This is a genomic window from Jeotgalibaca sp. PTS2502 (assembly GCF_001975685.1).
Lineage (GTDB): Bacteria > Bacillota > Bacilli > Lactobacillales > Aerococcaceae > Jeotgalibaca > Jeotgalibaca arthritidis.
Window position 1 is genome coordinate 91313 of the sequence record NZ_CP019433.1, and the last position, 24920, is coordinate 116232.

At 37.1% G+C, this 24920-nt stretch carries 25 protein-coding genes; 17 read left to right on the forward strand and 8 right to left on the reverse strand.

Annotated elements, in window-relative coordinates; genetic code table 11:
- Positions 1-139: 139 nt before the first annotated feature.
- The gene (locus BW721_RS00440) at positions 140-832 is read right to left on the reverse strand and encodes a DUF554 domain-containing protein (RefSeq protein ID WP_083686731.1); all 693 of its coding nucleotides are present in this window, start codon (positions 830-832) and stop codon (positions 140-142) included.
- Positions 833-857: 25 nt separating this feature from the next.
- Positions 858-1103, reverse strand: a complete 246-nt coding sequence (locus BW721_RS00445; protein ID WP_076765140.1) for a hypothetical protein — start codon at positions 1101-1103, stop codon at positions 858-860.
- A gap of 119 nt (positions 1104-1222) precedes the next feature.
- Here BW721_RS00445 and BW721_RS00450 point away from each other — a divergent pair, with 119 nt between their 5' ends.
- Both BW721_RS00450 and BW721_RS11720 read left to right on the forward strand, forming a co-directional pair.
- Positions 1223-1588 carry a ChbG/HpnK family deacetylase gene (locus BW721_RS00450; protein WP_076765142.1) on the forward strand — a complete coding sequence of 122 codons (366 nt, stop codon included), beginning with the start codon at positions 1223-1225 and terminating at the stop codon, positions 1586-1588.
- 272 nt (positions 1589-1860) lie between these two features.
- Positions 1861-2055, forward strand: coding sequence for a hypothetical protein (locus tag BW721_RS11720; protein ID WP_156892164.1), 195 nt, complete (start codon positions 1861-1863; stop codon positions 2053-2055).
- A gap of 212 nt (positions 2056-2267) precedes the next feature.
- On the opposite strand, the gene BW721_RS12195 is transcribed toward BW721_RS11720, so the two are convergent.
- On the reverse strand, positions 2268-2396 hold the full coding sequence (locus BW721_RS12195) for a hypothetical protein (RefSeq protein ID WP_257787744.1): 129 nt from the start codon (positions 2394-2396) through the stop codon (positions 2268-2270).
- A 134-nt stretch (positions 2397-2530) separates the two neighbouring features.
- On the opposite strand from BW721_RS12195, the gene BW721_RS00455 reads away from it, so the two are divergent.
- The 3 genes from BW721_RS00455 to BW721_RS00465 all read left to right on the forward strand — a co-directional run bounded on the left by BW721_RS00455 (position 2531) and on the right by BW721_RS00465 (position 5264).
- Positions 2531-3013 (forward strand): AI-2E family transporter, encoded by a 483-nt coding sequence (locus BW721_RS00455; protein WP_076765144.1) that lies wholly within the window; start codon positions 2531-2533, stop codon positions 3011-3013.
- Between the two features lie 312 nt (positions 3014-3325).
- Positions 3326-3748: a hypothetical protein gene (locus tag BW721_RS00460; protein WP_076765146.1), complete on the forward strand. Its 423-nt coding sequence runs from the start codon at positions 3326-3328 to the stop codon at positions 3746-3748.
- Between the two features lie 121 nt (positions 3749-3869).
- The gene (locus tag BW721_RS00465) at positions 3870-5264 is read left to right on the forward strand and encodes a methyl-accepting chemotaxis protein (protein WP_076765148.1); all 1395 of its coding nucleotides are present in this window, start codon (positions 3870-3872) and stop codon (positions 5262-5264) included.
- 16 nt (positions 5265-5280) lie between these two features.
- On the opposite strand, the gene BW721_RS00470 is transcribed toward BW721_RS00465, so the two are convergent.
- The 3 genes from BW721_RS00470 to BW721_RS00480 all read right to left on the reverse strand — a co-directional run bounded on the left by BW721_RS00470 (position 5281) and on the right by BW721_RS00480 (position 7825).
- Entirely contained in the window at positions 5281-5871 is a 591-nt protein-coding gene (locus BW721_RS00470; protein ID WP_076765150.1) for a hypothetical protein, read from the reverse strand.
- A gap of 105 nt (positions 5872-5976) precedes the next feature.
- Positions 5977-6297, reverse strand: coding sequence for a putative heavy metal-binding protein (locus BW721_RS00475; protein WP_076765152.1), 321 nt, complete (start codon positions 6295-6297; stop codon positions 5977-5979).
- Positions 6298-6364: 67 nt separating this feature from the next.
- The gene (locus BW721_RS00480; protein ID WP_076765154.1) at positions 6365-7825 is read right to left on the reverse strand and encodes an amidase; all 1461 of its coding nucleotides are present in this window, start codon (positions 7823-7825) and stop codon (positions 6365-6367) included.
- 170 nt (positions 7826-7995) lie between these two features.
- Here BW721_RS00480 and BW721_RS00485 point away from each other — a divergent pair, with 170 nt between their 5' ends.
- From BW721_RS00485 to BW721_RS00500, 4 genes are all read left to right on the forward strand, one after another.
- Positions 7996-9126, forward strand: a complete 1131-nt coding sequence (locus BW721_RS00485) for an efflux RND transporter periplasmic adaptor subunit (protein WP_076765156.1) — start codon at positions 7996-7998, stop codon at positions 9124-9126.
- Between the two features lie 3 nt (positions 9127-9129).
- Positions 9130-9834 carry an ABC transporter ATP-binding protein gene (locus tag BW721_RS00490; protein ID WP_076765157.1) on the forward strand — a complete coding sequence of 235 codons (705 nt, stop codon included), beginning with the start codon at positions 9130-9132 and terminating at the stop codon, positions 9832-9834.
- Positions 9831-11063, forward strand: coding sequence for an ABC transporter permease (locus BW721_RS00495; protein WP_076765159.1), 1233 nt, complete (start codon positions 9831-9833; stop codon positions 11061-11063). Before BW721_RS00490 ends, BW721_RS00495 begins: the two co-directional genes overlap by 4 nt.
- 98 nt (positions 11064-11161) lie before the next feature.
- Positions 11162-12673, forward strand: a complete 1512-nt coding sequence (locus tag BW721_RS00500) for a bifunctional metallophosphatase/5'-nucleotidase (RefSeq protein WP_076765161.1) — start codon at positions 11162-11164, stop codon at positions 12671-12673.
- Between the two features lie 316 nt (positions 12674-12989).
- On the opposite strand, the gene BW721_RS00505 is transcribed toward BW721_RS00500, so the two are convergent.
- Positions 12990-13418 carry an organic hydroperoxide resistance protein gene (locus BW721_RS00505; protein WP_076765163.1) on the reverse strand — a complete coding sequence of 143 codons (429 nt, stop codon included), beginning with the start codon at positions 13416-13418 and terminating at the stop codon, positions 12990-12992.
- 243 nt (positions 13419-13661) lie between these two features.
- On the opposite strand from BW721_RS00505, the gene BW721_RS00510 reads away from it, so the two are divergent.
- From BW721_RS00510 to BW721_RS00520, 3 genes are all read left to right on the forward strand, one after another.
- The gene (locus tag BW721_RS00510) at positions 13662-14315 is read left to right on the forward strand and encodes an NADPH-dependent FMN reductase (RefSeq protein WP_232222931.1); all 654 of its coding nucleotides are present in this window, start codon (positions 13662-13664) and stop codon (positions 14313-14315) included.
- A gap of 117 nt (positions 14316-14432) precedes the next feature.
- Complete coding sequence (locus tag BW721_RS00515) at positions 14433-15899, forward strand: gluconokinase (RefSeq protein WP_076765165.1); 1467 nt, start codon at positions 14433-14435, stop codon at positions 15897-15899.
- An 18-nt stretch (positions 15900-15917) separates the two neighbouring features.
- On the forward strand, positions 15918-16349 hold the full coding sequence (locus BW721_RS00520) for a GatB/YqeY domain-containing protein (protein WP_076765167.1): 432 nt from the start codon (positions 15918-15920) through the stop codon (positions 16347-16349).
- A 56-nt stretch (positions 16350-16405) separates the two neighbouring features.
- On the opposite strand, the gene BW721_RS00525 is transcribed toward BW721_RS00520, so the two are convergent.
- A complete protein-coding gene (locus tag BW721_RS00525) occupies positions 16406-17236 on the reverse strand; it encodes an aldo/keto reductase (RefSeq protein WP_076765169.1) in 831 nt (276 codons plus the stop codon).
- 130 nt (positions 17237-17366) lie between these two features.
- Here BW721_RS00525 and BW721_RS00530 point away from each other — a divergent pair, with 130 nt between their 5' ends.
- The 5 genes from BW721_RS00530 (at position 17367) to BW721_RS00550 (ending at position 24883) form a co-directional block, all read left to right on the forward strand.
- On the forward strand, positions 17367-17876 hold the full coding sequence (locus BW721_RS00530; RefSeq protein WP_083686733.1) for a GNAT family N-acetyltransferase: 510 nt from the start codon (positions 17367-17369) through the stop codon (positions 17874-17876).
- 605 nt (positions 17877-18481) lie between these two features.
- Positions 18482-21748, forward strand: a complete 3267-nt coding sequence (locus BW721_RS00535) for a DEAD/DEAH box helicase (RefSeq protein WP_076765171.1) — start codon at positions 18482-18484, stop codon at positions 21746-21748.
- 117 nt (positions 21749-21865) lie between these two features.
- Positions 21866-22855 (forward strand): alpha/beta hydrolase, encoded by a 990-nt coding sequence (locus BW721_RS00540; protein ID WP_076765172.1) that lies wholly within the window; start codon positions 21866-21868, stop codon positions 22853-22855.
- On the forward strand, positions 22818-24224 hold the full coding sequence (locus BW721_RS00545; RefSeq protein WP_076765173.1) for an alcohol acetyltransferase: 1407 nt from the start codon (positions 22818-22820) through the stop codon (positions 24222-24224). Before BW721_RS00540 ends, BW721_RS00545 begins: the two co-directional genes overlap by 38 nt.
- Positions 24221-24883 (forward strand): DUF6320 domain-containing protein, encoded by a 663-nt coding sequence (locus BW721_RS00550; RefSeq protein ID WP_076765175.1) that lies wholly within the window; start codon positions 24221-24223, stop codon positions 24881-24883. Before BW721_RS00545 ends, BW721_RS00550 begins: the two co-directional genes overlap by 4 nt.
- Positions 24884-24920 lie beyond the last annotated feature (37 nt).

Here is a 24920-nt window from a genome sequence, read left to right on the forward strand (position 1 = left end):
TAGCGAAAAAATGATATGTACCCCCATGCTTGGAGAAACCAACCAAAAGGATTGTTGATTGCTAAAGATAGTCGCCTGCCAGTTTTTCCCTTTAACAAATTACTATAGAAAAACAGGTCAGACTCCAGTCTGACCTGTTTTATAGAAATAAACTCAATATAATCGGTAAAAAGACAGCTGGTGAAAAATTCATCACTTTTAAATCGGTTAGTTTTAGCATATTAAGAGCTAACCCAATAATTAATAATGAACCGATACAGGTCATGTCGTTAATAACTGTTTCAGTTAAAAGGGGTGCTAAAAAACTGGCTAGCAAAGTAATACTCGCTTGATAACTAAAAACGAGTATGCCAGATAATAAGACACCAAAGCCTAAACTAGAGGCCATAATAATAGCTGCAATCCCATCGATTAAGGATTTAGCAAAAAGGGTATCATGGTTAGCGGATAATCCACTTTGTAGGGACCCAACAATAGCCATTGCACCCACACAAAAGACTAAGCTTGCTGTGACAAACCCTTGTGAAATAGAAGGGCCATCAGACGAGTCTGGTTTTAGAAGCCTAACTTCAAACCAGGCCCCAATTTGATTGATTTTAGCGTTTAAGTCTAAACTCTCACCAATTAAGGTACCAAGGACCATCGCAATAATGACCATCAAGACATTATCACCTTGTAAAACACCACTAATACCAATATATAAGACACATAAACTTAAAGCATTCATGACAGCTGTTCCAATTCGATCAGAAAGACCCTTTTTCAAAAAAAGACCAACGCCGCCTCCAAAGAAAATAGCTAAGCCATTTACTAAAGCACCAATTAAAATCACATACTCACTCCTCGGATAGAAATAATTAAATAAATTCGTTTAGAGCTTCTGAAAAGTGAGTTAATTCTGCTAAATCATCTTGAGTGGGATTTTCCACAGATAAGAGAAGTTCATCAGCTTGTAATTCACCGTTAGCATCTTTTGAAACAATGTATAAATCAGCGAATAAATCTTCAGCGTCGTTAATTTCTTTTAAATCAATAGCGTACGAATCCGCATGTTCTTTCTTTTTAAATGAGTCTATTTTTTTAAGAATGTCTTGAATATCCATAATCTACCTCCCTGTTTTTTTAGCATTATACCAGTGAATAATCAAACTGAATAGTCAAATAAAGTGTGTAAGCGTTATTTTGGTGTAGAATAGAAGTAGAGAGGAGGGGGTCAGACACGATGACTAAGCAATTAATTATCACGGCGGACGATTTTGGGATTGATCAGGCAACCAATGAAGTTATAGAAGAACTCGCTTTAGGTGGAAAAATTACGGCAACCTCTCTTGTTATGCCAGCCTATGCTGTAAAGGATGCAGCAGATCGAATAAAGGAGATTCCGCATATCAGTGTTGGCCTTCATGTCACATTGACATCGGATTTAACCCCTATCAAGTGGGAGTGCCAAGCGCCGATTGATGAGGAAAAACCACTTGTGGATAAGCAGGGCTATTTCCATAATAAATACGCAACTGCTGTTGAACAGTCGGATAGTGATGCTGTTTTATCTGAAATCGCAGCCCAATATTATGCAGGGGAACAATGAGGTTTTAAGTTTGATCACTTAGACCGTCATGATGGTATTTTATATGGTACAGATGACAAGTCCTTTCTTTCAGTTGCCCTTCATTTTGCCAAAGCCATCAGTTATCTTTCCGATTTCCCAGAAAGAAAACAAGTCTCTCAACAGCTTTAAAAAAAGACCATCAAAAATAGCTAACATTTGCAGAAGTAAAAGGGATCCAACTCCCCGATAGGATTATCACTCACCCAAATACAAGACACTTTTCATCTTATCCTGAATTAAAAGCTTACGATATGAACGAACTCATGCAACTTTCACCCGGTGTCACAGAATTGTGTCTACATCCATCAAAAGAGAGTAGTGACTTTGTCCACAATGACGATTGGCAAATGAGAGTATGGGAGTATCACTTACGATATGACGATGATTGTTTAAGGCTATTAGAAGAAGACTTTTCACTTGTATCATGGAAAACAGTTAGTCAATAAAAGCTCTAGAAGGTTATCTGTAACTTTCTAGAGCTTTTATTAGATCAATTAGTTAGTTTTTGCCTTAATGTGTCGAGTGAGCCCAAAATAATAGGTTAACTCGGTTACTCTCAGCACGTTTCCATAGAATGTTAGATGTTGTTGCCTTGGAGGTTATCAAAATCCGACCTCCTTCAACCTTAATGATACGATCTTGTATTTGATTTAAATGTTTAGGAATCATGCTGACGGTCATATGGTGATAGAGGGTTTGGTTTTTCATCAAGCTCATACTTTCCAGAATAAGCGTGATGACCATGAGCAACTACTGCCAATGACTTGTTCTTTAAATGATGTTTCAATACGAATACCACCTTTGTTTCGAATTAGAATGAATTGCAAGGTAAGAGAAAAATACAAAAAACCGACTTAAGACGGATGCGAAGAGGGTGGAACTTATCTATAATAAGTGAAGATAAAGAAAGGGGACCAAATGATGAGAAAAGGATATATGAAAGATGTTTTAAATGCCATCATGTCAGGACTTGTTAATTATATAAAAGCAACACTAAAATTATCAGCGCTTGTGTACCTGATTTTAGCCATTGGATTAAGATTGATTGGCGTTGATCTCTGGTCTCTAAAGGCATTAGGTATTGCCTTTGTTGACATGATCCCAATTCTTGGAAGTGGTATTGTAATGATTCCATGGGCGATTATTCACTTTTTAATTGGAAATACAACACTAGCATGGCAAATTGGATTGTTATACATTGTCATTGTCGTCTTTCGTCAAATCTTTGAACCGGTTATTACAGGAAAGGCAATTGGGGTGCGTCCGCTCTATACCTTTCTATCAACGATTGTCTGCATGATTTTGTTTGGCCCTTTAGGTGCTATTTTGGGTGCCATTATTGCAGTGGTTATTAAATCAATCCTTGAAGTAAGAACGTTTGATGAAAAAGGAGAGCCTTACTAGCATTTTTTCATAGACTAGGGGATTATAAGTTCAGCCATCAATGTCTAGCTCCCAAGTCCTGACCTAGTGAAAAAAAGATAAATTTGCCCCATTGCGCGCTTCGCTGCTCGCTAACGCCTATCATTCGACTAACCCGCTGAAGCGTGAAGTCTCCTGACAATTCAGGGTCAAATTTCCTATTTTTTCATAGGCCAAGGCGGACTTGTCCGCTTTTCTTATGAGTGTTTGCCAAATGGCAGCCTTTTAAGTATAATGAAAAATGTTGACTCGACAGATGGGTCGTATGTAATCGTAGAAAGAGGTAATCCAGATATGAAAAAAAGAATTGACTTAACAGGAAGACAATTCGGAGATTTAACAGTAATTGCTAAAGCTGAAGTTAAAGAAAAAGGACGTTTTTGGACGTGCGAATGTTCATGTGGAAAGACTGTTGTGGCTAAACAAGCTGATTTAAAAAATCAAATCGTAACAACATGTGGCCATGAAGAAGTAGCTGAAACTAAAAAAGTAGCAACTAAACCAGCTGTTCAGAAAAAAACTCCTGCTAAAAAAGCACCAACTAAAAAAACAACAAATGGCACAGGATATGTAGGAGTCAGCAAAGTTGAGTTGAAGAGCGGCACGCGCTACAAATCTAGCATCAGTGTTGATGGAAAATCAAAACATTTAGGCACATTCGATACACTTGAAGAAGCTGTTAAAGCTCGCCAAGAAGCAGAAAAAATGTACCGTTAAACGAATAAAAGGAAAGACTAAACTATTAATTGAGTTTAGTCTTTTTTCTACTTAATTTCTATAAAAAAAGACCGATTATGAGAGTAAGGCTTTTCATAAAAGTTAGAATCGGAGGAAAGTTATGAGTGAAAATGAAAACAAAAAGGTTATCTATCAAAAAAGTGTAGGGATATCGGCCTTACCGTATGTCTTTGCTGCAGTGGTTTTACCAGCTTTAATTGTTTATATTGGTGAGAAGGTCATCAGCCAAGAACTTGGGGATATAAATCGTATTTTGATTGGAACGGCCCTCATTCTTCTTTTAGGAGGAGTAGTAACGTTTATTGCTTATAAAAAGCTAAATAGTATTATCCAGCTTGTCATTAATATGCTATTAGGAAGCTATTTGAGAATTCGGGAAGGCGATTTGACAACGCAATTTACAATAAAGGAAAATCGTTTATTTACTTCTCAAATTGATCCATCCAAGCATTATACGCACAAAAATGAATTACAAAATATTACACGAGCATTCTCTGATATGACCCATAACTTTAAAGATATGGTTAGTCGTATTCAAGAACAAACTAATAGTGTCTTTCGTATGTCTTCTGAATTAACAGAAATCGCTAAGCAAACGAATAAATCAACGGAAGAGGTTTCTCAAACGATTGTTTCTATTGCAGAAGAAACATTTATCCAGACAATCGAAATAAAACAAATGGCAGAGGATGTTAAAATTCTTTCTGATTATTTCACCCAAATTGAGGAGTCATTACTTCGTATTGGTGGCTATATGGAAGAAACAAATGAGGCAAACTCTATCAATCAAACTCATATGACAAATATTGATATTAATGGTAAAAAGTCAAATGAAACCTTGAAAACATTGATGGATAGTATTTTTGAAGTGAATGACTATGTTCAAAAAGTTCAAACGATGACTAAAGTGATTAGTGATATATCAGATCAAACTAACCTCCTGGCCTTGAATGCATCAATTGAAGCTGCACATGCTGGCGAACAAGGAAAAGGATTTGCAGTTGTTGCAGAAGAAGTTAGAAAACTAGCTGAACAAAGTACGATTGCTTCAAATGATATTAGTGAGATCATTGAGATTGTTCAAGAAAAATCGAAAGAAATGGTTGATAACGTTCGCCAAACATCAGAAAATGGCGCGACTCAATCAGAGGCCATTAAAGAAACCCTATCTTCAGCAAAAATTGTTTCTGATCAAGTTATTTTAGTTACAAATGAAATAACTGAAACGATTAAACTGACAGATGAAATGAATGGTAAAAAAGACTTCTTATTAAATAGTACGAAAGAAATCTTGTTAGTTGCTGAAAATAATGCAGCAGGTATCCAAGAAGTGTCAGCAAATACAGAAGAAATATTGGCTACGATGGAAGAATTCTCAGCAAATATTGCTGAAATGAATGTAATCTCTCACCAATTGAAAGAAAAAACAGATCTCTTTATTACTCAAGATAATAAGGAAGCGACCCTAAAAATCATCGAAAAATTGAAGAAATAAAAAGAAGAACTTCGGCTCAGCTGAAGTTCTTCTTTTTTAGTTTAGTAGAAGACGGATAGTGTAAGAGCTGAGAGAGCGATTGATCTTGAGAATAGTCAAATAGTGTTCCCTCGTACTCCAACTTACAAGACAAGCTTTCCAAAATATCCATTGGACTAATTAAAGAAAGAGGCTTGTTAGTTTTAAAAATACCTGCTTCACTGAGAACTGTTGCGACAAACTGAGAACAGAAATAATGATTTTCTCGATCCCAATTAATTTCAAAAAAAGCTGTAATCAATCCTAAAAAATTATAATGCCAAATTTGTTTATCAGCTTCCATCTTGTAAATAAGCTCATCTAATTTTACTTTTTCATTCTGAGTAATTGTCAATGAATAGATGGCACAATCAGAGCGAAGAAAGAAATTCGAGCCCGTATCTTCCTTAACGAATCCACCTATAAAAGGATTTGAGATTTTTCTTCTACCGAAACTATAGGTGTTTTCGAGTTCATTATCGAAAGCAATGGAGATATGATTGTATTTTTGGCGGGTAAATAATTTAATGGTTTGTGTTAACAAACTACTTGTGTCTGTTAGCAATAAATAAATTTGAATATCCTCCATAGTAAATCCTCGTATTCATTATATTTTTCTGCCGCTCAATTAAATTCTACCATTGGATTTAATGAATAACAATATGAAGAAAGGAGGTATAAGTAATCTTAATAATTAAATCAATTTAACAGCTGTTCCGCTACAAGTCACCATAATCATGCCATTATCAGCGCCAAGTGTTTCATAATCCATTTTTACACCAACGACAGCATCAGCGCCAAGTTCTCGAGCACGATCCTCCATTTCAGCTAAGGCTTGCGTTCTAGCAGTTAAAATTTCATCTTCGTAGCCTTGAGAGCGACCACCAAAAAAGTTTCGCATGCCTGCTCCGATATCCTTCATAAAATTAATACCTGAAATAACTTCTCCAAATACAATGCCTTCGTAAGAACTAATCATTTTTCCTTCTACACTTGCGGTTGTTGTGATAATCATAGGATCATTCCTCCTTGAGTTTATTAACTAAAGTATACGCTCTTCATTCATCAATTGCATCTGAAAACTAAATAAATAGCCCATCATCTTCCATGGCCTGTCCGATAGCCAATAGCCAGTCTTCTTTTCCTTTAGGAGCTATGAATTGAACACCGATAGGTAAGCCGTTTTTGCTTAAATGAATTGGTAAGGAGATAGCTGGTTCGCCACTTAAATTTGCTTGCATACCAAATGGGGTGATGGGAAGACTGTCTGCAAACATATCCCAAACAATCTGTTGCTGGTCGTCCATAGAATAGTCTTGAATGTGTTTCATTTGTTCCATTAGGGCATCAGATTGCCATTTTGTACCAACTTTAGGAGCTGTCTCTGCCGTTGTAGGTGTGAGGAAGAGGTCATAATGTTTGCGGAACTGTGCCATCGTTTCAGCTGCTCTATCCCAAGCTTTAATGGTATTCGAGTAAGCAGCAGCGCTCACTTTTTTACCAGCGTGATACATGACCCAAGTAACTAATTCCATATCATCTAAGGTAAATGGTCGAGCCAGTTGTTCTTCTACACTTTCTAAGACAGCGGTAGTTTCACCGCAGTTCATAATGTAATAACTTTCCATTAAAGAAATCCCATCGATAGGAACATTTTTTTCCTCGACTAGATGTCCTTGTTTTTCCAACCATCTGACTGCTTTTAAAACGGCATTTTTTGCGTCCTGACTAACGTCAGAGTGGATAGGCGATTCCAATGAAAAGGCAATACGGAATGGTTTGTTTCTGTGCTTTTTCAAAGCTTGTTGATAGCCTTCCGTAAAGAGAGGGACTTGGAAAGCTGCGGCTGGTTGAACCACTTGCAAAGCATCTAGCATAGCGGCTGTATCGCCAATTGTTTTCGTTAAAGCAAAATCAATGGATGCGCCTTGCCATGCTCGGCCTGCACCGGGACCAACGGGTGTTCGACCGCGAGTTGGTTTTAACCCCACTAGACCGGTAAAGGAAGCAGGGATTCTAATAGAGCCACCGCCATCACTAGCGCCAGCAACTGACACCATGCCACTAGCCACTGCAGCAGAGGCACCACCACTAGACCCACCAGGAGAATAGGTGGTATGCCATGGATTGCGGCTAGGTCCATGTAGGTCCGGCTCAGTAATATTCTTATAGCCAAATTCAGGTGTGTTAGTTTGTCCAAGAACAATAAAACCGGCGTCTAATAACTTTTGCGTATAGTGACTAGTAACCGGACTAATGTAATTCTTAAATAAGCGGGCACCAGATGTATTCGGTTGCCCAGCTAGAGATTGTCCTAAGTCCTTTAATAAGATGGGGACACCGCCAAACGGTTTACCTTCAAAATTTCGTGTACGTGCTTCTTGGAGGGCTTGATCGAAACGTTGATGAACAACGGCATTAAGTTCTGGGTTTAAAGATTCGATTCGCTCAATAGCATCTTTCACAGCTTCCTCAGCAGATACTTGTTTAGAGCGAATTTTTTCGGCAATATAACGAGCATCTTTATTTCTATTTATAAGCATTGACTAACAGACTCCTTTCTCGTAACTAGGTGATTAAAGAACAGTATAACATGAAGTGATTATATAAAAAGTGGCAAAGCAACCATATTTTAGTTGCTTACAGATGTATTAATAGTATAATACACTTAAGATTTAAAATGCTTTCATATTCGAATACAGGGGAGAAAAAGATGAAAAAGAAAAAATGGTTAGTCATTGTATTGGTATTAGTGGTAGCCTTGGGACTTGTTATTGTGGTGCCACGCTTAGTTTCAAAGCAAACATCAAATGAAACATTCACTGAAGAGGACCCATTTGGTATTGAGTATTTTTATGTACCAGCTATTGATCAGATTTTTGTTAATGGAATGGTCACTCCGGAAGAATCACAAGAATTTCATCAAGATACCACTCTAGGTCGTTTAAGTGATTTAGAGGTTGAAAATGGTCAGATTGTAGAAGAGGGAACGATCCTTTATAGCTATACGAATGAAGAGTTACAAAAAGAAATCACCCAACTTTACAATGAAGCGGCTCGTTTAGAAACGAATCGGGCTAATACAGCCTATAAGCAGCAATTAGCTATTGATCGTTGGTATGAGATGGAGGTAGAAGAACGTAGCCAAACCTTGGAAGAAATTATGATGGATTTTAACTTATATGAACTCGATTCGCAGATTGCTGAGGCTTATAGTAACATCGCCATGATGGAAGAAAATGTTTATACAGAGGTTTTAGCACCTTTTAAAGGGAAAATTGTTATTCCAGAAGAAAAGAAAGCAGACATACCCCTTTTAAAATTAATTTCTGAAACATTCTATGTATCGGGAACATTAAATGAAAAAGATTTAGAAAAAGTATCAATTGGACAAGCCACAGACATCACAGTCATTTCAAATGGTTATACGACAACGGGAAAAGTCTCATTTGTAGATACGACACCAACGACCGAAAATTCAGATCCTTATGGTGGTTCAACGATGTCACAGTATCCTGTTAAATTAAGTTTTGATTCACTTGAAAACATCGTCAATGGCTACCATGTTCAAGCAACCATTAATTTAGAAGATAACTTGATTTTAATTCCAGATGAAGCCATTCATACAGAAGGCGATGTGACCTATGTTTTGGTGAATGATTTTGGTTCAGTTGTTAGACGTGTGATTAATATTGGTGAGAAAACAGCTGACGGTGTCCCAGTGACTAGCGGTTTGGAAGCTGAAGATGAAATTATTTTAAGTTCAGAAGTTGAGCTACAAGAAGGGGATATATTAGATCCAGGCTTGTTTGAAATGGATACTGAGCTACCAGAGGGGGAATAGCTTGTGGCGCAATTAGAACGAAAAAAACTAGTAGAACTTCGCGATGTTACGAAAGTATTCGGTAGTAACAACGTCACCAATACGGTTTTGAAACAGCTAAGCCTCAGTATTTATGAAGGTGACTTTTTAATGATTCTTGGGAAATCAGGTAGTGGGAAAACAACCCTAATGAATATTATTGGTTTTTTAGATCGTATTTCAGATGGCCAGTATCTTTTTTTAGGAGAAGATGTGTCTGAGCTAAATGAAAATAAAAAATCGACTATTCGAAATGCTCATTTTGGCTTTATTTTCCAACAATTCTTCCTGATTAACTCATTGAATGTGTTGCAAAATGTTGAATTACCATTGGTATATGCTAGCGAAACAAATAAAAAAGAACGACGTAAAAAAGTAGAGCATTATCTATCTTTAGTCGGTATTCCAGAAAAGGTATTAGCGAAAACAAAGGAATTATCTGGTGGGCAACAACAGCGGGTGGCCATTGCTCGCTCACTTGTTAATGAACCGAGTCTTATTATGGCTGATGAGCCAACGGGTGCTTTAGATTCTGAGACAGGAATAGGTGTTATGAACCTTTTGAAAGAATTGAATCAACAAGGAAAGACGATTGTAATGGTAACCCACGATGAGGATCTTCTCCAATATGCTACTCGCGTTATTCGTATGCAGGATGGTAGTTTTGTGGAAGAAGGTGACCAATCATGATTAGGAATATTATGATGAGTACTTTATTGAGTTTGCGTGCGCATAAATTAAGGGTGTTCTTAACGATGGTGGGAATTATTATTGGGATTGCCTCTGTTGTGACGATTGCAGCTCTTGGTGAAGGGGTTAAGAAAGAAAGTATGCAGTTAGCTGATACGACCCAAGCAAATGTCATGACCATTCAACATATGATGACGATGACAGACGACGGTGGTATGGCTTATGTGGAAGACCAGTTTACCTTTAATAAATCTGATATGAGGCGATTATCACGACTAGAGGGCGTTCAGTCTGTATTACCCAACTATTCCGCTAATGGTTCGGGTGGCGATAGTGTTGATATGAATATTAATTATTTTGGAGCAGAGTCTTACGCCATGATGATACCCTTTAAGTCTGAAAGTCGGATTCTGTATGGTCGTGATATTAGAAATGATGATGCCAATCAAGATGTGATTGTGCTCTCTCATGATGTGTTAGATTACGGTATTTCTTTAGATGATCCAGCGACTTTAATCGGACAAGCGGTTAATATTAATGGTTACATGTTCAAAGTGATTGGGATTAAAGAACCTTATAACTGGGAAATTACCTCATACGGTTTGGAATCTTATACTTGGGAAGATGCTATGACTAGTGTTGTTCCGCAAGCAGCGTATAATCATTTAACACGCTCAAAACCGATTCAGTCATTGAAGGTAAAAATTGCAGATGGCTATGATCGCTCGCTTGTCTCCATGACTGTGATTGATGATTTAATGCAACAATACACAGAGGATGATGGTTATTTCGAAGAGGATAGAAGTAATGAACAGATGATGGAAGAAGTGACGGCTTATATTAATGGCATTATGACATTTTTAATGGCCATTACTGCTATTTCACTTTTTGTAGGTGGTATTGGTGTTATGAACATTATGTACGTATCTGTAACAGAAAGAAAAAGAGAGATTGGAATTAGGCGAGCGATTGGTGCGAAACCACGTATGATTATGTTGCAATTTCTATTAGAAGCAGCTTTCATTACCTTTTTAGGTGGTGTGATTGGATTGCTTTTAGGATATGGCATTGCAATAATTGTAGGTACGATTATTAGTCTACCTGTTTATCTGACACCGACGATGATGCTTTTATCAACATCAGTGTCGATTGGAACAGGCCTTGTTTTCGGAATCATACCAGCCCTAAGTGCTTCTAAAATGGATCCGATTAAAGCAATCTATCAATAATAAACTTTCACGACAATTCTATAGGGATTGTCGTGATTTTTTTTTTGGAAATATGTTACTATTGGAACGGTAAGAAAAGACGCTAGGAGAATAGACGCATGAAAAAATTAAAATTCATTTGTACAACTGATATTCACGGTACAATCCATCCCCTTGATTTTTCATCTAATCAAGCAGTTGACTACGGATTGTCTCGTTTTTCCACTTATTTAAAAAAAGAAAGACAAAATCATGACGTTATCTTAATTGATAATGGTGATGTTAACCAAGGTAGTCCTTTTGTAACTTATGCTAATAAAAATGAAGAGCAAAATGTGATGGCTAAGGCACTTAATCAGTTGAACTACGATTATTTTAATCTCGGTAATCATGATTTTAACTTTGGTAGTGATTTCTTAATGACTTATATGGACCAAATGGAGAGTCAATCCTTAATAGCCAATGTTCTTTATGAGGGAAAAGCAATTGGTCAATCACAGATTATTGAAGTAGTAAAACACGGTGTGACATTTGGATTAATTGGTGTAGTAACAGATTACATTCCTAACTGGGAGAAACCAGCTCATCTAGTAGGACTAACTATTTTACCGGTTAAAGAAACGGTTCAAAAAGAAGTAGCAGCTTTAAAAGGAAAAGTAGATAAGATTATTGTCTGTTACCATGGTGGATTGGAAAGAGATCCAGAGAGCGGCGAACCAACGGAGACACTGACAGGTGAAAATGTCGGCTATGAAATGCTGATGGATATTCCTGGAATTGATCTCTTATTATCAGGACACCAACACCGTAGTATCGTGACGACTATCAACCAGACATTAGTTTTACAAGCAGCAAATACAGCTAGAGAAGTGATGGAAGTGGTCTATGAAGATGGAGAATTTACTGGTCGCCTCGTTGAAATGAGTCACTATGAGAGTGATAAGCAGTTTTTAAGCGCGTTTAGTGATATTTACGAAAAAACGCAAAATTGGCTGGATGAGAAAATTGGGCCTGGTGCTAAAGGGCTCTCAGTGCCAGATGTTATTTCGGTTCAAAAGAACCCTAATGCCTTTACACATATGATGAATCAAGCCCAACTAGCCTTTAGTGGTGCCGATATCTCATCATCATCTCTTTACGATACATCAATCGGATTTTCAGAAGAAATTACTTATCGTCAACTGGCAGCTAACTTTCCATTCCCTAATACCTTAGTATTAATGGAAATTAATGGGGAAATTTTAAGAGAGTACTTGGAATGGAATGCAGACTACTGGACCATTAGTGAGGGTGAAATCACTGTTCATCCAAAATACTTAGAGCCCAAACGTCAAATTTATAACTATGATTTCTTTGAGGGTATTAGTTATACGATTAATGTTTCCAAAGAGAGTGGCCAACGTATTGAAGATTTGATGTTTGATGGGAAAGCTATTTCTGATACAGATACATTTAAAATTGTTGTCAATAACTACCGTTCATCAGGTGGAGGAGACTACCATATGTTGAAAAAGGGTCGTATTTTAAAAGAGTACACGGAAGAAATTATTGAAGTGATGTATGCTTATCTTAAAGAGACTGATTTAAATATATTGCCTATACAAGAAGACAATGTGAAGTTGACTAAATAGCGTGATGTTGGTTAAAACAGTTGAAAAATAATCTTTGCAATGAATGCGTATCGTTGGAATGAAGTAGGATCTATTCTAATCGGACTTGTTGTCTTAGTATTAGTGATTGAGTATTTCTCTAACAAAGTACGTGACCGTTTAGTCAGAGGTTAAGTACAAAAATGAAGAAATCTGTCGTGTGACGCAAAAAGAATATCCGACTTGACGCTTTATCCAGTTTTTATGTCGAATGAGACAGAAAGTAACGCCAACTCGACACTTTACACCATAAAAAGAAGTTCAAGGACAGTTTCAACGTCCTTGAACTTCTTTTTTTTTAATAATCTTCGGTAACAACATCCACAACAATATTTCCTTGTGTCGCTTTTGAATACGGACAGAAGGCGTGAGCTTGATTAGCTAAGTCTTGAACGACTTCGGTAGGCTGACCGTCAATCGCAACAGTTAATTTAACAGAAATTTTAAAGCCATTGTCAGTAGGGTCTGAGTTTAATGTAACTTCAGCTGAAACGCGAGATTTTCCTTTTACACCCGCTTCTTTCATTTTGAGCTCTAAGGCACCGTTGTAGCAAGCACTATAACCTAAAGCAAATAATTGTTCAGGATTTTGTCCAGCATCTGATCCACCCAATTTTTTAGGAGTGGTAATTTTAACGGAATAGTCACCATCTTTTAAGTAACTTTCGCCATCACGGCCACCAGTATTAACTGCAGTTGTTTGATATAACGCTTTTGATTCAGACATTCTATTTCCTCCTTTTAGTCATCGGTAGTTGTCACTAAATTCAGTTTACACCTTAGAAAAAAGGAGTCAAATAAAACGCCTTACTAGTGAGAGCCATCTATTTGCTAAAAATAAAAATACTTCTTTTTCGAAATATTTTTTGAAAAGGTGTTGACAAAAAGTAAGAAGGCCTGTAATATATATTTCGAAAGCAAGATAATTTAATTCGTAATTAATGAATTCGAAAAACAGGGGGAACAATGATTGTCTAAACAAAGTTTTTTCGCTAGATTATTTTCTAGTTTTAAAGGGAACGAATCAGACTTACAAACAAACCAAACAACAAAGGAGATTGATCATATGAAAATCGGAATTATTTCAGGAAGTGTTAGAGAAGGTAATAATGCAGTAGCGGTATCACAATGGATAAATGACTTTGCAGTAAAACGTAACGACGAAGGTATTGAATACGAAGTGGTTCTTTTATCAGATTACGCCTTACCATTATTAGGAGCAGCAGTTCCAGCTGAATACCAAGAAACAGCTCAAGCAGCAGTAAAAGCATGGTCTGAAAAAATGGCATCATTTGATGGCTACATCTTTGTAACACCAGAATATAACCACTCAGTAGGTGGCGCATTGAAGAACGCAATGGATTACTTGAAACCAGAAGTAGCTAACAAAGCAGCTGCATTAGTTGGTTATGGTAGTTTAGGTGGCGCACGCGCTCACGAAAATATGCGTAGCATTCTAGGTGAGTTGAGTGTAGCGTCTGTTCATACGACGGTAAACTTCTCATTAATGAGTGATTTCGAAAACATGAGTGTCTTCAAACCAAATGCTTACAATGAAGTAAATGCAAATGGCATGCTAGATGACTTATTGTTATGGAGCAAAGCATTCCAAACAATTCGCTAAGATGACTGAAAGAACTTGGGCAATAGTCCAAGTTCTTTTTTGTTCTTATTTTTCAAATTTAACCGCCATCATGTACAATAGAAGAAAGTAGAGAATGATAGATGAGGCGGTTGGGAAATGGGATATAAAATTGGAATCGATATAGGAACGACAAGCTTAAAAGCGGTACTTTTTGATGAAGAACTCGATTATGTGTATCGTATTAGTAAGAGTTACCCGACCATCTATCCTTTGGCAGGACGAGCAGAACAAAAACCGGATGATATTTATCAGGCTTTTGAGGAAGCCGTTCAAACGATTAGTCTACAGTATTCAGACATAAAGATTGATGAAATAGCTTTTTCCAGTGCGATGCACAGCATCATTGCTGTTAATGAAGAGGGAAATCCGATAACCAACTGTTTATTATGGTCAGATAATCGGGCAGCGATAATAATTGATGACTTTAAGCGTGAGCAAGATTGGTTATCCTATTATAAAAAAACCGGTACGCCTGTTCATCCGATGAGTCCATTTGCTAAGCTATTATGGATGAAAGCAGAGACCAACCTGATTGAGGAAGCTTATAAATTCATAGGTATTAAGGAATATATCTTTTGGAAGTTAACAGGGCAGTATATTGTTGATTTTTCGGTAGCATCGGCAACGGGTTTATTTAATATTCTCGAGCTAGATTGGGATAAAGACATACTAGCTGCTACGTCTCTTAGACCTGACCAGTTGTCTAGAACAGTGGATGTTACTAGCCGTTTTGATATCAAGGACCAAGGGACTTACAACAAGCTAAACCTAAATCAAGACACTCAGCTTGTAATAGGCGCAAGTGATGGTTGTTTAGCTAACTTGGGAACTGGAGCAAGTGAAAAAGGTCAGACAACACTCACTATTGGAACGAGTGGAGCCCTACGAATGACCGTTGATGAGCCTTTACTAGATAATGAAGGTCGGACGTTTTGCTATTATCTCACACAAGGGAAATGGGTAGTTGGAGGTGCTGTTAACAACGGTGGCAATGTCATTCAATGGCTGGATCATATTTTGTTTGATGGAGAGGGACATCTCTTTAGCCAGTTGCCAGAGGTCATGCAAACAACGATTCCTGGCTCGAATGGTCTTTTCTTTTTCCCATATTTAAACGGAGAACGCGCACCATTTTGGGATGGAAATATGCAGGGGAGTTACTTTGGGTTGGGTATTTATCACCAAAAAAATGATATGATTCGTGCCAGTATAGAAGGGGTACTCTTTAATTTAAATCAGGTGCTTCACTTAATTGAAGAAATTGCAGGACAAACAGCGATTGTATTAGCTTCAGGAGGTTTCTTAAAGTCAAGCCAATGGGCACAGCTTGCAGCGGATGTGTTTGGAAAAACCTTAGTCATTCCTCATGAGGCAGAAAGTAGTTGTTTGGGAGCAGTCATGCTGACTGCAACGAGTGAGAAAAAAACAAATCATGATAACCATATCTACCCTCAAATCGATTCAGCAGCCAGTTATCGTACTTTGTTTGACACCTATAAGTGGTACAGTGAGAAATTATACGACTTACACCTTGTCGCTCAAAAAGAAAGCATGCTAAAATAAACAGAAGGAGTGATACAAATGACCATTAAAGAACAGATTAATAAAGATTTTATCCAAGCCCGTAAAGATAAGGAAGCATTGAAAATCAGTGTACTCCGTATTATCAAATCACATTTCGATTCATTTAAAATTGATAATGGGCGTGATATGGATGACAAAGAAGAAATTAATTACTTGCTGAAAGAACAAAAACAAACCGAAGAGGCGATTCAATTTGCCAACGAAGCAGGACGAGATGACCTTGTTCAAGAAAATAAAGAAAAATTAGCGATTATTAGCAACTATCTACCAACGATGATGACGCAAGAAGATATTGAAAGTTTCTTGTCTGAAAAAGGAGTTGCGGATATGATAATGAAGGACGCTATGAAATTTTCAATGGCTGAACTTGATGGCAAAGCAGATAAAAAAGTCATTTCTCAAGTTGTAAAAAACTTATTAGCTAAATAGAAAAATAAAGGACTGGATTCGCGAATCCAGTCCTTTATTTTAAGCTTTTATTTCGATTAAAATTCTTCGTATTCATCAGGATCCTGATTAGCGATACGACCATCTGGGCGTGTTAACTGATTAATATGCTGCATATCATCCTTTGTTAGAGAAAAATCGAAAATTGATTTGTTCTCAATTTGATGCTGAATAGAAGATGATCGGGGAATGGGAATAGAACCTAATTGAATATGCCATCTCAGGATGACTTGACTAATCGTTTTGTTGTATTTGTCGCCAATCGTTTTTAGTTCTTTATTTTCCAATAAATCATCAGCCAATTTTCTACCGACAGGGCTCCATGATTCCACATGAATGCCGTTATCAAGACACCACTGTACTGTTTCCATATTATTGAAATAAGGGTGAACTTCAATTTGATTAATGCTAGGTCGGACGCCTGTTTCTTTTTCTAGTCGTTCAATATGTTCGGGTAAGAAATTAGATACGCCGATTGACCGAATAAGGCCCCATTTTTGGGCATCAATTAATGCTCGCCAAGCTTCAACGTACTTATCTTGTTTTGGATTTGGCCAATGAATAAGATAGAGGTCATAATAGTCTAAGTTAGCACGATAGAGTGATTCTTGAATGGTATAAATAGCCTTGTCATAGTCATGATATCGGCCAGGTAGTTTGGACGTTACGATGATGTCTTCTCTAGGGACAGGGCTTTGGGCAATTGCTCTACCAACTGTCGCCTCATTTTCGTAATTATAGGCTGAATCAATGAGGCGGTAGCCGTTATTCAATGCATTGTTAATGATTTTAACGCCTGCTGCACCTTTAAAATAAACAGTTCCAAAACCAATTTGGGGAATAAGTAAGCCATCTGATAACCTTTTCATACTGTTGAATATAATTATTTTAAAGGTTAACATTAAAATGAAGTGAAAATAGTTCAAATAATATAGACAAATATTGAGAATTTGAGTTATTTTTAAAAAAGTTGATGATGAAAACAAAGTGGGTGATATAATGTTTAAAAAAGCACTGTTAAATGATATTCCTTTTATTATGGAAACGATTAATTTTGCAAAAGACAACTTAAAAAGAATGGAAATTGACCAATGGCAAAGTGGATACCCTAATGAAAGCACCATCAAGGCTGACATAGAGGCGGGCCATAGCTATTTATATTATGAGAATAATGAGGTTGTCGCTGTTTTAGCTCTATTATTTGGCGAGGATCCTTTATATCATGTCATAGAAGAAGGACAGTGGTTGACTAATCAACGCTATGTATCGATTCATCGTGTTGCTGTTGTTGAAGGACATTTAGGGAAAGGCGTTATTGGAAGAGTTTTTAATTTAACAGAACAGATTGCACAAGACCATGACTGTCATAGTACACGTGTGGATACACATCCTGATAACAAAAGCATGCAACGTGCGTTAGAAAAAGCTGATTTTAAATACTGTGGTCATGTATTTATGGCGAATGGTGATTTAAGGTATGCTTATGAAAAAGTATTTTCGACAAATTAGGAAGATTATTCAGTTGTTAAGATAGACAAAGTTATACTATATTTAATCATAAATGAATGAAATAAAGGACTTCCACTGAGATCTATGAGATAAAAAAGCCATCGGTGCTTGATACTGTTTTTAATTGTTTATGGTATGACTTATAAAGATTGAAGTGACGCTGGTATTGAAAGAAATACAGCAGAATAAAAAATAAGCTAAGAGAGTGGGAAAAAAGGCGCGTAGCCCCGAATCTTCTAACGCATACCATATCCGTAAGCAGCTAAAGCTACAACGGCTATGGCAACTGGAACGAATCAGCACAGGACGGTCGTAGATCATCCGAGCATTGAAAGATGCACTGTGGGCTTTTAGCCCAAGTGTATCATCATTGTAAGTTTCTAAAGCAACAACAATGATGACAAAGTGACGTCGGGGCTGGCTTTTTGAGCACGTTTACGCAACAATTAGTCGTATCTATTTTAGGAACTGGTGTTAGTTCCCAGCCTTTTTTTTAATGGTATAAGGCTGATTAAGTAAAGGAGATTTTAAGTGAGCATTACCGTTAGATTGGGCATGTGTTATAATAAAGAGAATGAGAACTTTTCAGGGGGCCTATCCGAGATATGAAATGGAAGTTAGTGAGTGAAGAAGTGATAAGGGAAACAGCTTTGTCTGATTCTGCTATTCGTTTTGGTAGACGCATTTATCGAGAGCAAGCTTTTCGTAATATTGTCTTAACGGAAATGCATGATGTGATTGAATTGTCAGCTTATGTTGATCGAGAATGTCAAGTCAAAATACGCCTAAATACGTCAGATAAGCTACAATTAAAGTGTGCGTGTCAAAAGTACTCAGATCATTTGGCTTGTAAGCATAGCATAGCCTTGCTATACCTTTACAATGATATTATCAATGATGCCCAAAAACGGCAGGGATTTTCGAAAAAAGTAGGTTCATTGACTTATAGCGTCCATAGCCGGAAATATGTGGCAGCAAAGTATATTATGGAACAAATGTCTGATTTCTTAGATGCCCAAACAGGTTTTAGAGGACGTAAAAAATTAGTTTTTGATTATCAATTTGCGTTTCGATCGCTAGAAAATGATGACGAAAGCTCAGTAAGAATAAAAGTAGGTGAAGACAAGCTTTATCAAATGAAAGATATTGAAGCAGCAGCCTTATCCTTTTTAAAAGAACAGCCCATGATGTTTGGTAAGTCATTTACTTATGATCCTGCCGAACATTATATTGATAGCAAAGACAGGGATATGCTGTATTTCTTATTGGAGATTAAAAACTATCAATTTCAAAATCAACTCTACCGCCAATATACGGCGACTAATAAAAGTGAAATTGATATTCAGCCAGCTCTAATTAAACGAACCTTAGAAAAAATAACCCTTATGAGCCACTACTCCATTAAAATAAACCATCGTGACTCTGAACAAGAACGGTTAAACGATCCTGTTTTATTTGAAGAAGGCGAATTGTTATTACCTGTTCCTTTTCAGATGGCAGAGCTTGAAGATGAGCCAGACCATTTTCATTTTTCATTAATTGATCCGGAAGCTAATATGTTTTATCTTTTCCCGACCCAAAAAGTATTGATTCAGCGCAATGATATTTTCTTCTTAACAGATGAAGAAATTCGGATGCTGACGATTTTAGCGAATGCTTTGTCAGAAAACGAAGATCACCATGTGATTATTCCTAAGTCTATGATGAAAGACTTTTTGACAACCTCATTGCCGTCTTTATCAAAACGATTTCCAATTACATTATCAGAGACCGTTAAACAGAGCTTTAAAAAGGAACGGTTACTACCGAAACTCTACTTGGATTGGACGACTGATCATTTAATTGTTGATCTTGAATTTCACTATGGTGATTATGTTTACCATCCAACAACTGTTTTTAACGAGGAAGAAGGGTTACCTGATTCAGTTGTATTGGATTTAGAAGGAGAAGGCCGTGTTTTAAATTTGCTATATAGTTTTGATTTTGATTTTGAATTTGAAGACCAGCATATGTTACTTTCTGATTTCGATGAAGTCTACCGCTTCCTTTACGAAGCATTACCCGAATTCAGTCAACTGATGGATGTATATACATCGTCAAGTTTTGATCATTTACTTTATAACTCACCAAGTCACGCTCAACTTGTCGTTGATATGGATAGGGAATCCAATCTCTTGCAAGTCACTTTTGACATGGAAGGAATTGACGATAGTGAATTAAAGAAAATCATGCAAGATTTGATCGCTAATAAAAAATACCGACGCCTATCGAATGGGAAGTTAGTCAATTTACAAGACCGTGCGTTCCAAGAATATCAGTCTATTTTACAGAAAATGGATATTCGAACCAGTAAAATAAAAAAAGAAATGGCACTTCCTTTGCATAAGCTCTTTTCTATTGACGATGATGTTTTAGAGCGGTCTGAATTAAAAGAGAATATTATGACCTTCTTAAATCAAATGACCACTGTTGATAGTCAAGATTACCAACTACCGCACTCACTTGTAGCGGATTTAAGACCCTACCAAGTGGAAGGTTATCAATGGTTACGAACGTTGGATGAGTTTGGTTTTGGTGGTATTTTAGCTGATGATATGGGATTAGGGAAAACCGTTCAATCACTGGCATTTATTGCCTCTTTAATTGAATCACAGGACAAGCCTATTCTCGTTGTTTGTCCGTCGAGTGTTCTTTACAATTGGAAAAAAGAAAGTCAGCAATTTATCCCAGATGTGCCGACGATACTCATAACAGGAAATAAAGAAGAACGTCAGCAACAAATTAAATACGCGAAAGAGCAAGCAATCCCATTGTGGATTACCTCTTATCCTGTTTTAATTCGTGATGTAGATGATTATAGTGATACTCTGTTTCGAACGGTTATTTTAGATGAGGCTCAAATCGTTAAAAATAATACTGCTAAAACAACTAAAGCGGTGAAAGAATTACAGTCGGTTAATAAGTTTGCTTTAAGTGGAACGCCTTTAGAAAATCAACTAGGAGAGCTATATTCAATCTTCTCAATTGCAGTACCGGGTTTATTAGGAACAAAAAAAGCCTTTAAGGAAATGCCGATAGCCGACATTAACCGTCGCATTAGTCCGTTTCTACTGAGACGATTGAAGAAAAATGTGCTAAAAGAACTGCCAGAAAAATTTGAAACGATTGAATACATTGACTTTAGTGAAGAACAAAAAGCCCTGTATTTATCGCAATTAGCCTTAGTCCGAGATGAAGCCAATACTTTTATGGCTGAAGGGCAGTTGGCAGAAAATAAAATCAGAATTTTGGCAGGCTTAACAAGACTCAGACAAATTTGCTGTGACCCAAGATTAGTTATGCCAAACTACGAGGGAGAATCAGCCAAATTACTGAGACTACTTGAGTATTTAGAAACTGCTAAAGAAAATGGTAACCGGGTTGTCTTGTTCTCGCAGTTCACTCAAATGTTAGCTTTAATCCAAGACGAGTTAGTTAAATTAGGATATGATTATTTCTATTTAGATGGCAAAACACCAAATGAAGAGCGTTTAGCTTTGACAACCCGTTTCAATGAAGGGGAAAAAGACCTATTCCTTATTTCATTAAAAGCTGGTGGAACGGGCCTCAATTTGACGGGTGGCGATACGGTTATTCTATATGATAGCTGGTGGAATCCTGCTGTAGAAAGCCAAGCGACCGACCGTGTCCATCGCTTTGGACAAAAGAATGTCGTTCAGGTGATTCGAATGATTTGTGGCGGCACGATTGAAGAACGTATTAGTGAACTTCAAGATAAGAAACGCCAATTAATCGATCAAGTTATTTCCGATGAGCAACAATCACTGACTTCGTTAAGTAAAGAGGAATTAATGGCTATACTAAGTGAATAAGCTTTTAAGAGAGATTGGGATTAAACTCCTGACCTCTCTTTTTGATTTGCTGCTTGACAAACTGAGGCTCTATCAGCCATGCTATAAAAAACAATTAATCTAAATGAGGTATGATCCATGAATCCACTTTTTAAAGTTGCCTTAAAATTATTATCTTCGCCGAAAATTGATATGCAGGAGGACTATGTTTGGGTAAGGAAACTACAAGATTTCTTTGCTTATAAACCTAGAAATACTTATCGGGTATTTGATAGAAGTGTTTATTCTGAAGATGGCAGTCATTCCATTCCCATTCGAGTTTTTCATCCTAAAGAACGAACAGCACGCGATGTGCTATTGTTTTTTCATGGCGGTGGTTGGGTATTAGGAAATAACGATACCTATACAAAAGATTGTATTCGAATGGCAGATTTAACAGGTCGAACAGTGCTGTCGGTTGATTATCGCAAAGCACCGGAACATCCTTTTCCAGCAGGATTTGAAGACTGCTACCGCGTGATTGACATCATTACCAATAATACTGAATTAACTGGCATAACCGATATATCTAAAATCAATCTGATTGGGAATTCAGCAGGTGGTAATTTGGTAGCTGCTGTTTGTCAGAAGCTACGAGATGAAGGTAAAGCTCTGCCTGGTAAACAAATATTAATTAATCCCGTCACTTATTGGGATCATTCAGAAGAGGCACCATTTGACAGTATTCGTGTGAACGGTCATGACTATGGATTGACCTCTAAAAAAATGCAGGAATATATGGAAATGTATGAACCTGATGAGGAGTTAAGACAGTCACCTTATATCTCACCTTTGATGGCAGATGACTTTTCTCGTTTGCCTGAAGCGCTAGTGATTACGTCTGAATTTGATCCACTTCGCGATGAGGGAGAAGAATATGGCATCCAAATGAAAGAAGCTGGAACACCAACACGTATTTTCCAAGCTACTGGAACGGTCCATGATTTTATAACAGGATCTAGCATGACTGATATTACTGAAAAAACCTATCAACTCATTAAAGATTTTCTAGATGGAAATTTAGAAGGAAGTGAAACAAGTGGAAAACAGAATGATACGACATCGAAAAAATTGGGTGAGGCTGGATAATGCTTCTAATATCTTTCTAGCTGCTATGTCACGCAAAGATACAAAAGTATTCCGTTTTAGTGCTGAGCTTTCTGAAACAATCGATCCTGATATTCTACAGCAGGCCTTAAATAAAGTTTATGATCAATATTTGCTTTATCACAGTGTCTTGAGAAGAGGCTTGTTTTGGTACTATTTGGAAGAAAGTGACTTACGACCGATCGTCCAATTAGACACCAATCCCAGTTGTGAAGCACTATACCATTTCGATAAGCGGGAACTCTTATTTAGAGTTATCTACTGGAAAAAAAGAATTAGCATCGAAGTGTTTCATGTTTTGTCAGATGGAACTGGTGCGTTGTGGTTTTTACAAGATTTGTTAAAGGAATATATTTTACTTAAGCATGAAGAGGTTACGATAACAGAAGACATAACAACTTCTGATTTAACCCATCAACAATTGCTAGAAGATAGTTTTGCGACTTACTTTCGTAAAAAAGGCAAGAGTGGCTTCTTAGAGTCAGTTGAATCAGCCATCCAGTCACTAAGTGAAATTGGTAAAAAAACTGGCTTTTCTGTTAGCCAATATGTTAAAAAGCCGGCAAGTATTTTAATGCCAGTGGCTGAACAACGACAATCACAAAATATCTATCAAGTAACGGGAACCTATACGGCTGATAACCGGCCACGAGTCGTTGAACTTGAGATGCCAGTCAAGGATATATTAACTGAATCTAAAAAAATTGGGGCTTCATTAACCATATATTTAACAGCGCTCTTTATTGAATCAGTTAAACAAACTGCTAAGGATTTTAAAGGAATTGAAACGATTGCGGTATCTGTACCCGTAAACTTAAGACAATTTTTCCCGTCTCATACTGCTCGTAATTTTTTCTCTACAACCCGTTTGACTTACACTTATTCACTAGAGAAAGAAAACAGTCTTACAGAAATATGCCAAGAACTCAAAAATCAGCTAGAACCGCAATTGACCAAGGAAAGTCTAGAGGAATGGCTGACTCGTTTGATTATGTTTGAGTATCATCCAATCGGCAGAATTATTATTCGTCCTTTGAAGGATATCGTATTAAAGTTGATTAATAAACGGAACAACAAAAATCTAACGCTAGCAATTTCAAATCTTGGAAGAGTTGCTTTTCCTGAAGAGATTGACCCGTATGTTAATCAAGTTTACTTCCATACAATCGCAGTTCGTCCGCAGTTTTGTGCAATTAGCCATGGTGACGTTCTAACCATTTCATTTACATCTCCCTTTGTTGAAACGGATATTCAACGTGCTTATGTTGGCATGCTGACTGACAAATCTATCCCTGTAACTGTAACGGTTAATAAGGTAACAGCAGACGAGTTAGGAGGCGATAAAAAATGAGAGAATGTGAACATTGTCAAATCACAATCAAAGGGGATTGGGAGACTTGCCCGCTTTGTCATCAAGACTTAGATGTGACTCAAAAAGTAAATGATAATCCTTACCCAGACGTCCCGCTAAAATACAATCGTCAAAGAGGACTGAAAGTATTAACAATTATTTCGATTTTAATTGTTTTTGCATCGTACCCCATTGCATTAATATGGCAAGGGCGTTTTGAAGGCTTGCAAGGCGCCTTTATCGGGATTATCACCATGTGGTTGGTGGCTTTAATATTGATTCGAAAACGTCGTAATTTGGCTAAAAGTATTTTATATTTATTAGTTTTTTTATCGCTTGTTTGTGTATATATGGATTACTTGATGGGATGGTCGTCTTGGTCGACAACCTATGCAGTACCGATTATGTGCAACTCAGCTATAGTAGGTATGTTAGCGAGTGTGCAGTTTGTTAAAATTAGAGTAGGCGATTATATTCTTTACTTGATGGCAGCTGGCTTATTAGGTCTGATACCTGCTTTGTTTTTACTCTTTCATTGGGTTTATAATCCTATACCAGCATGGACGTCAATTATTCTAAGTTTGATTATGCTGGCGCTTATTTTATTTTTCCAAGGTAAAGAAATGATTAAAGAGTTGCATAAGCGGACGTTTATATAGGGGTATTGTTATTATAAAATCCAACCCTATGGTATCC

What these genes read in the sequence shown, in the direction of transcription:
- BW721_RS00445 (WP_076765140.1), bottom strand. Translation starts at nt 1,103, where the DNA reads ATGGATATTCAAGACATTCTTAAAAAAATAGACTCATTTAAAAAGAAA.
- BW721_RS00450 (WP_076765142.1), top strand. Translation starts at nt 1,223, where the DNA reads ATGACTAAGCAATTAATTATCACGGCGGACGATTTTGGGATTGATCAG.
- BW721_RS11720 (WP_156892164.1), top strand. Translation starts at nt 1,861, where the DNA reads ATGAACGAACTCATGCAACTTTCACCCGGTGTCACAGAATTGTGTCTA.
- BW721_RS00455 (WP_076765144.1), top strand. Translation starts at nt 2,531, where the DNA reads ATGAGAAAAGGATATATGAAAGATGTTTTAAATGCCATCATGTCAGGA.
- BW721_RS00460 (WP_076765146.1), top strand. Translation starts at nt 3,326, where the DNA reads ATGAAAAAAAGAATTGACTTAACAGGAAGACAATTCGGAGATTTAACA.
- BW721_RS00465 (WP_076765148.1), top strand. Translation starts at nt 3,870, where the DNA reads ATGAGTGAAAATGAAAACAAAAAGGTTATCTATCAAAAAAGTGTAGGG.
- BW721_RS00470 (WP_076765150.1), bottom strand. Translation starts at nt 5,871, where the DNA reads ATGGAGGATATTCAAATTTATTTATTGCTAACAGACACAAGTAGTTTG.
- BW721_RS00475 (WP_076765152.1), bottom strand. Translation starts at nt 6,297, where the DNA reads ATGATTATCACAACAACCGCAAGTGTAGAAGGAAAAATGATTAGTTCT.
- BW721_RS00480 (WP_076765154.1), bottom strand. Translation starts at nt 7,825, where the DNA reads ATGCTTATAAATAGAAATAAAGATGCTCGTTATATTGCCGAAAAAATT.
- BW721_RS00485 (WP_076765156.1), top strand. Translation starts at nt 7,996, where the DNA reads ATGAAAAAGAAAAAATGGTTAGTCATTGTATTGGTATTAGTGGTAGCC.
- BW721_RS00495 (WP_076765159.1), top strand. Translation starts at nt 9,831, where the DNA reads ATGATTAGGAATATTATGATGAGTACTTTATTGAGTTTGCGTGCGCAT.
- BW721_RS00500 (WP_076765161.1), top strand. Translation starts at nt 11,162, where the DNA reads ATGAAAAAATTAAAATTCATTTGTACAACTGATATTCACGGTACAATC.
- BW721_RS00505 (WP_076765163.1), bottom strand. Translation starts at nt 13,418, where the DNA reads ATGTCTGAATCAAAAGCGTTATATCAAACAACTGCAGTTAATACTGGT.
- BW721_RS00515 (WP_076765165.1), top strand. Translation starts at nt 14,433, where the DNA reads ATGGGATATAAAATTGGAATCGATATAGGAACGACAAGCTTAAAAGCG.
- BW721_RS00520 (WP_076765167.1), top strand. Translation starts at nt 15,918, where the DNA reads ATGACCATTAAAGAACAGATTAATAAAGATTTTATCCAAGCCCGTAAA.
- BW721_RS00525 (WP_076765169.1), bottom strand. Translation starts at nt 17,236, where the DNA reads ATGAAAAGGTTATCAGATGGCTTACTTATTCCCCAAATTGGTTTTGGA.
- BW721_RS00530 (WP_083686733.1), top strand. Translation starts at nt 17,367, where the DNA reads ATGTTTAAAAAAGCACTGTTAAATGATATTCCTTTTATTATGGAAACG.
- BW721_RS00535 (WP_076765171.1), top strand. Translation starts at nt 18,482, where the DNA reads ATGAAATGGAAGTTAGTGAGTGAAGAAGTGATAAGGGAAACAGCTTTG.
- BW721_RS00540 (WP_076765172.1), top strand. Translation starts at nt 21,866, where the DNA reads ATGAATCCACTTTTTAAAGTTGCCTTAAAATTATTATCTTCGCCGAAA.
- BW721_RS00545 (WP_076765173.1), top strand. Translation starts at nt 22,818, where the DNA reads ATGATACGACATCGAAAAAATTGGGTGAGGCTGGATAATGCTTCTAAT.
- BW721_RS00550 (WP_076765175.1), top strand. Translation starts at nt 24,221, where the DNA reads ATGAGAGAATGTGAACATTGTCAAATCACAATCAAAGGGGATTGGGAG.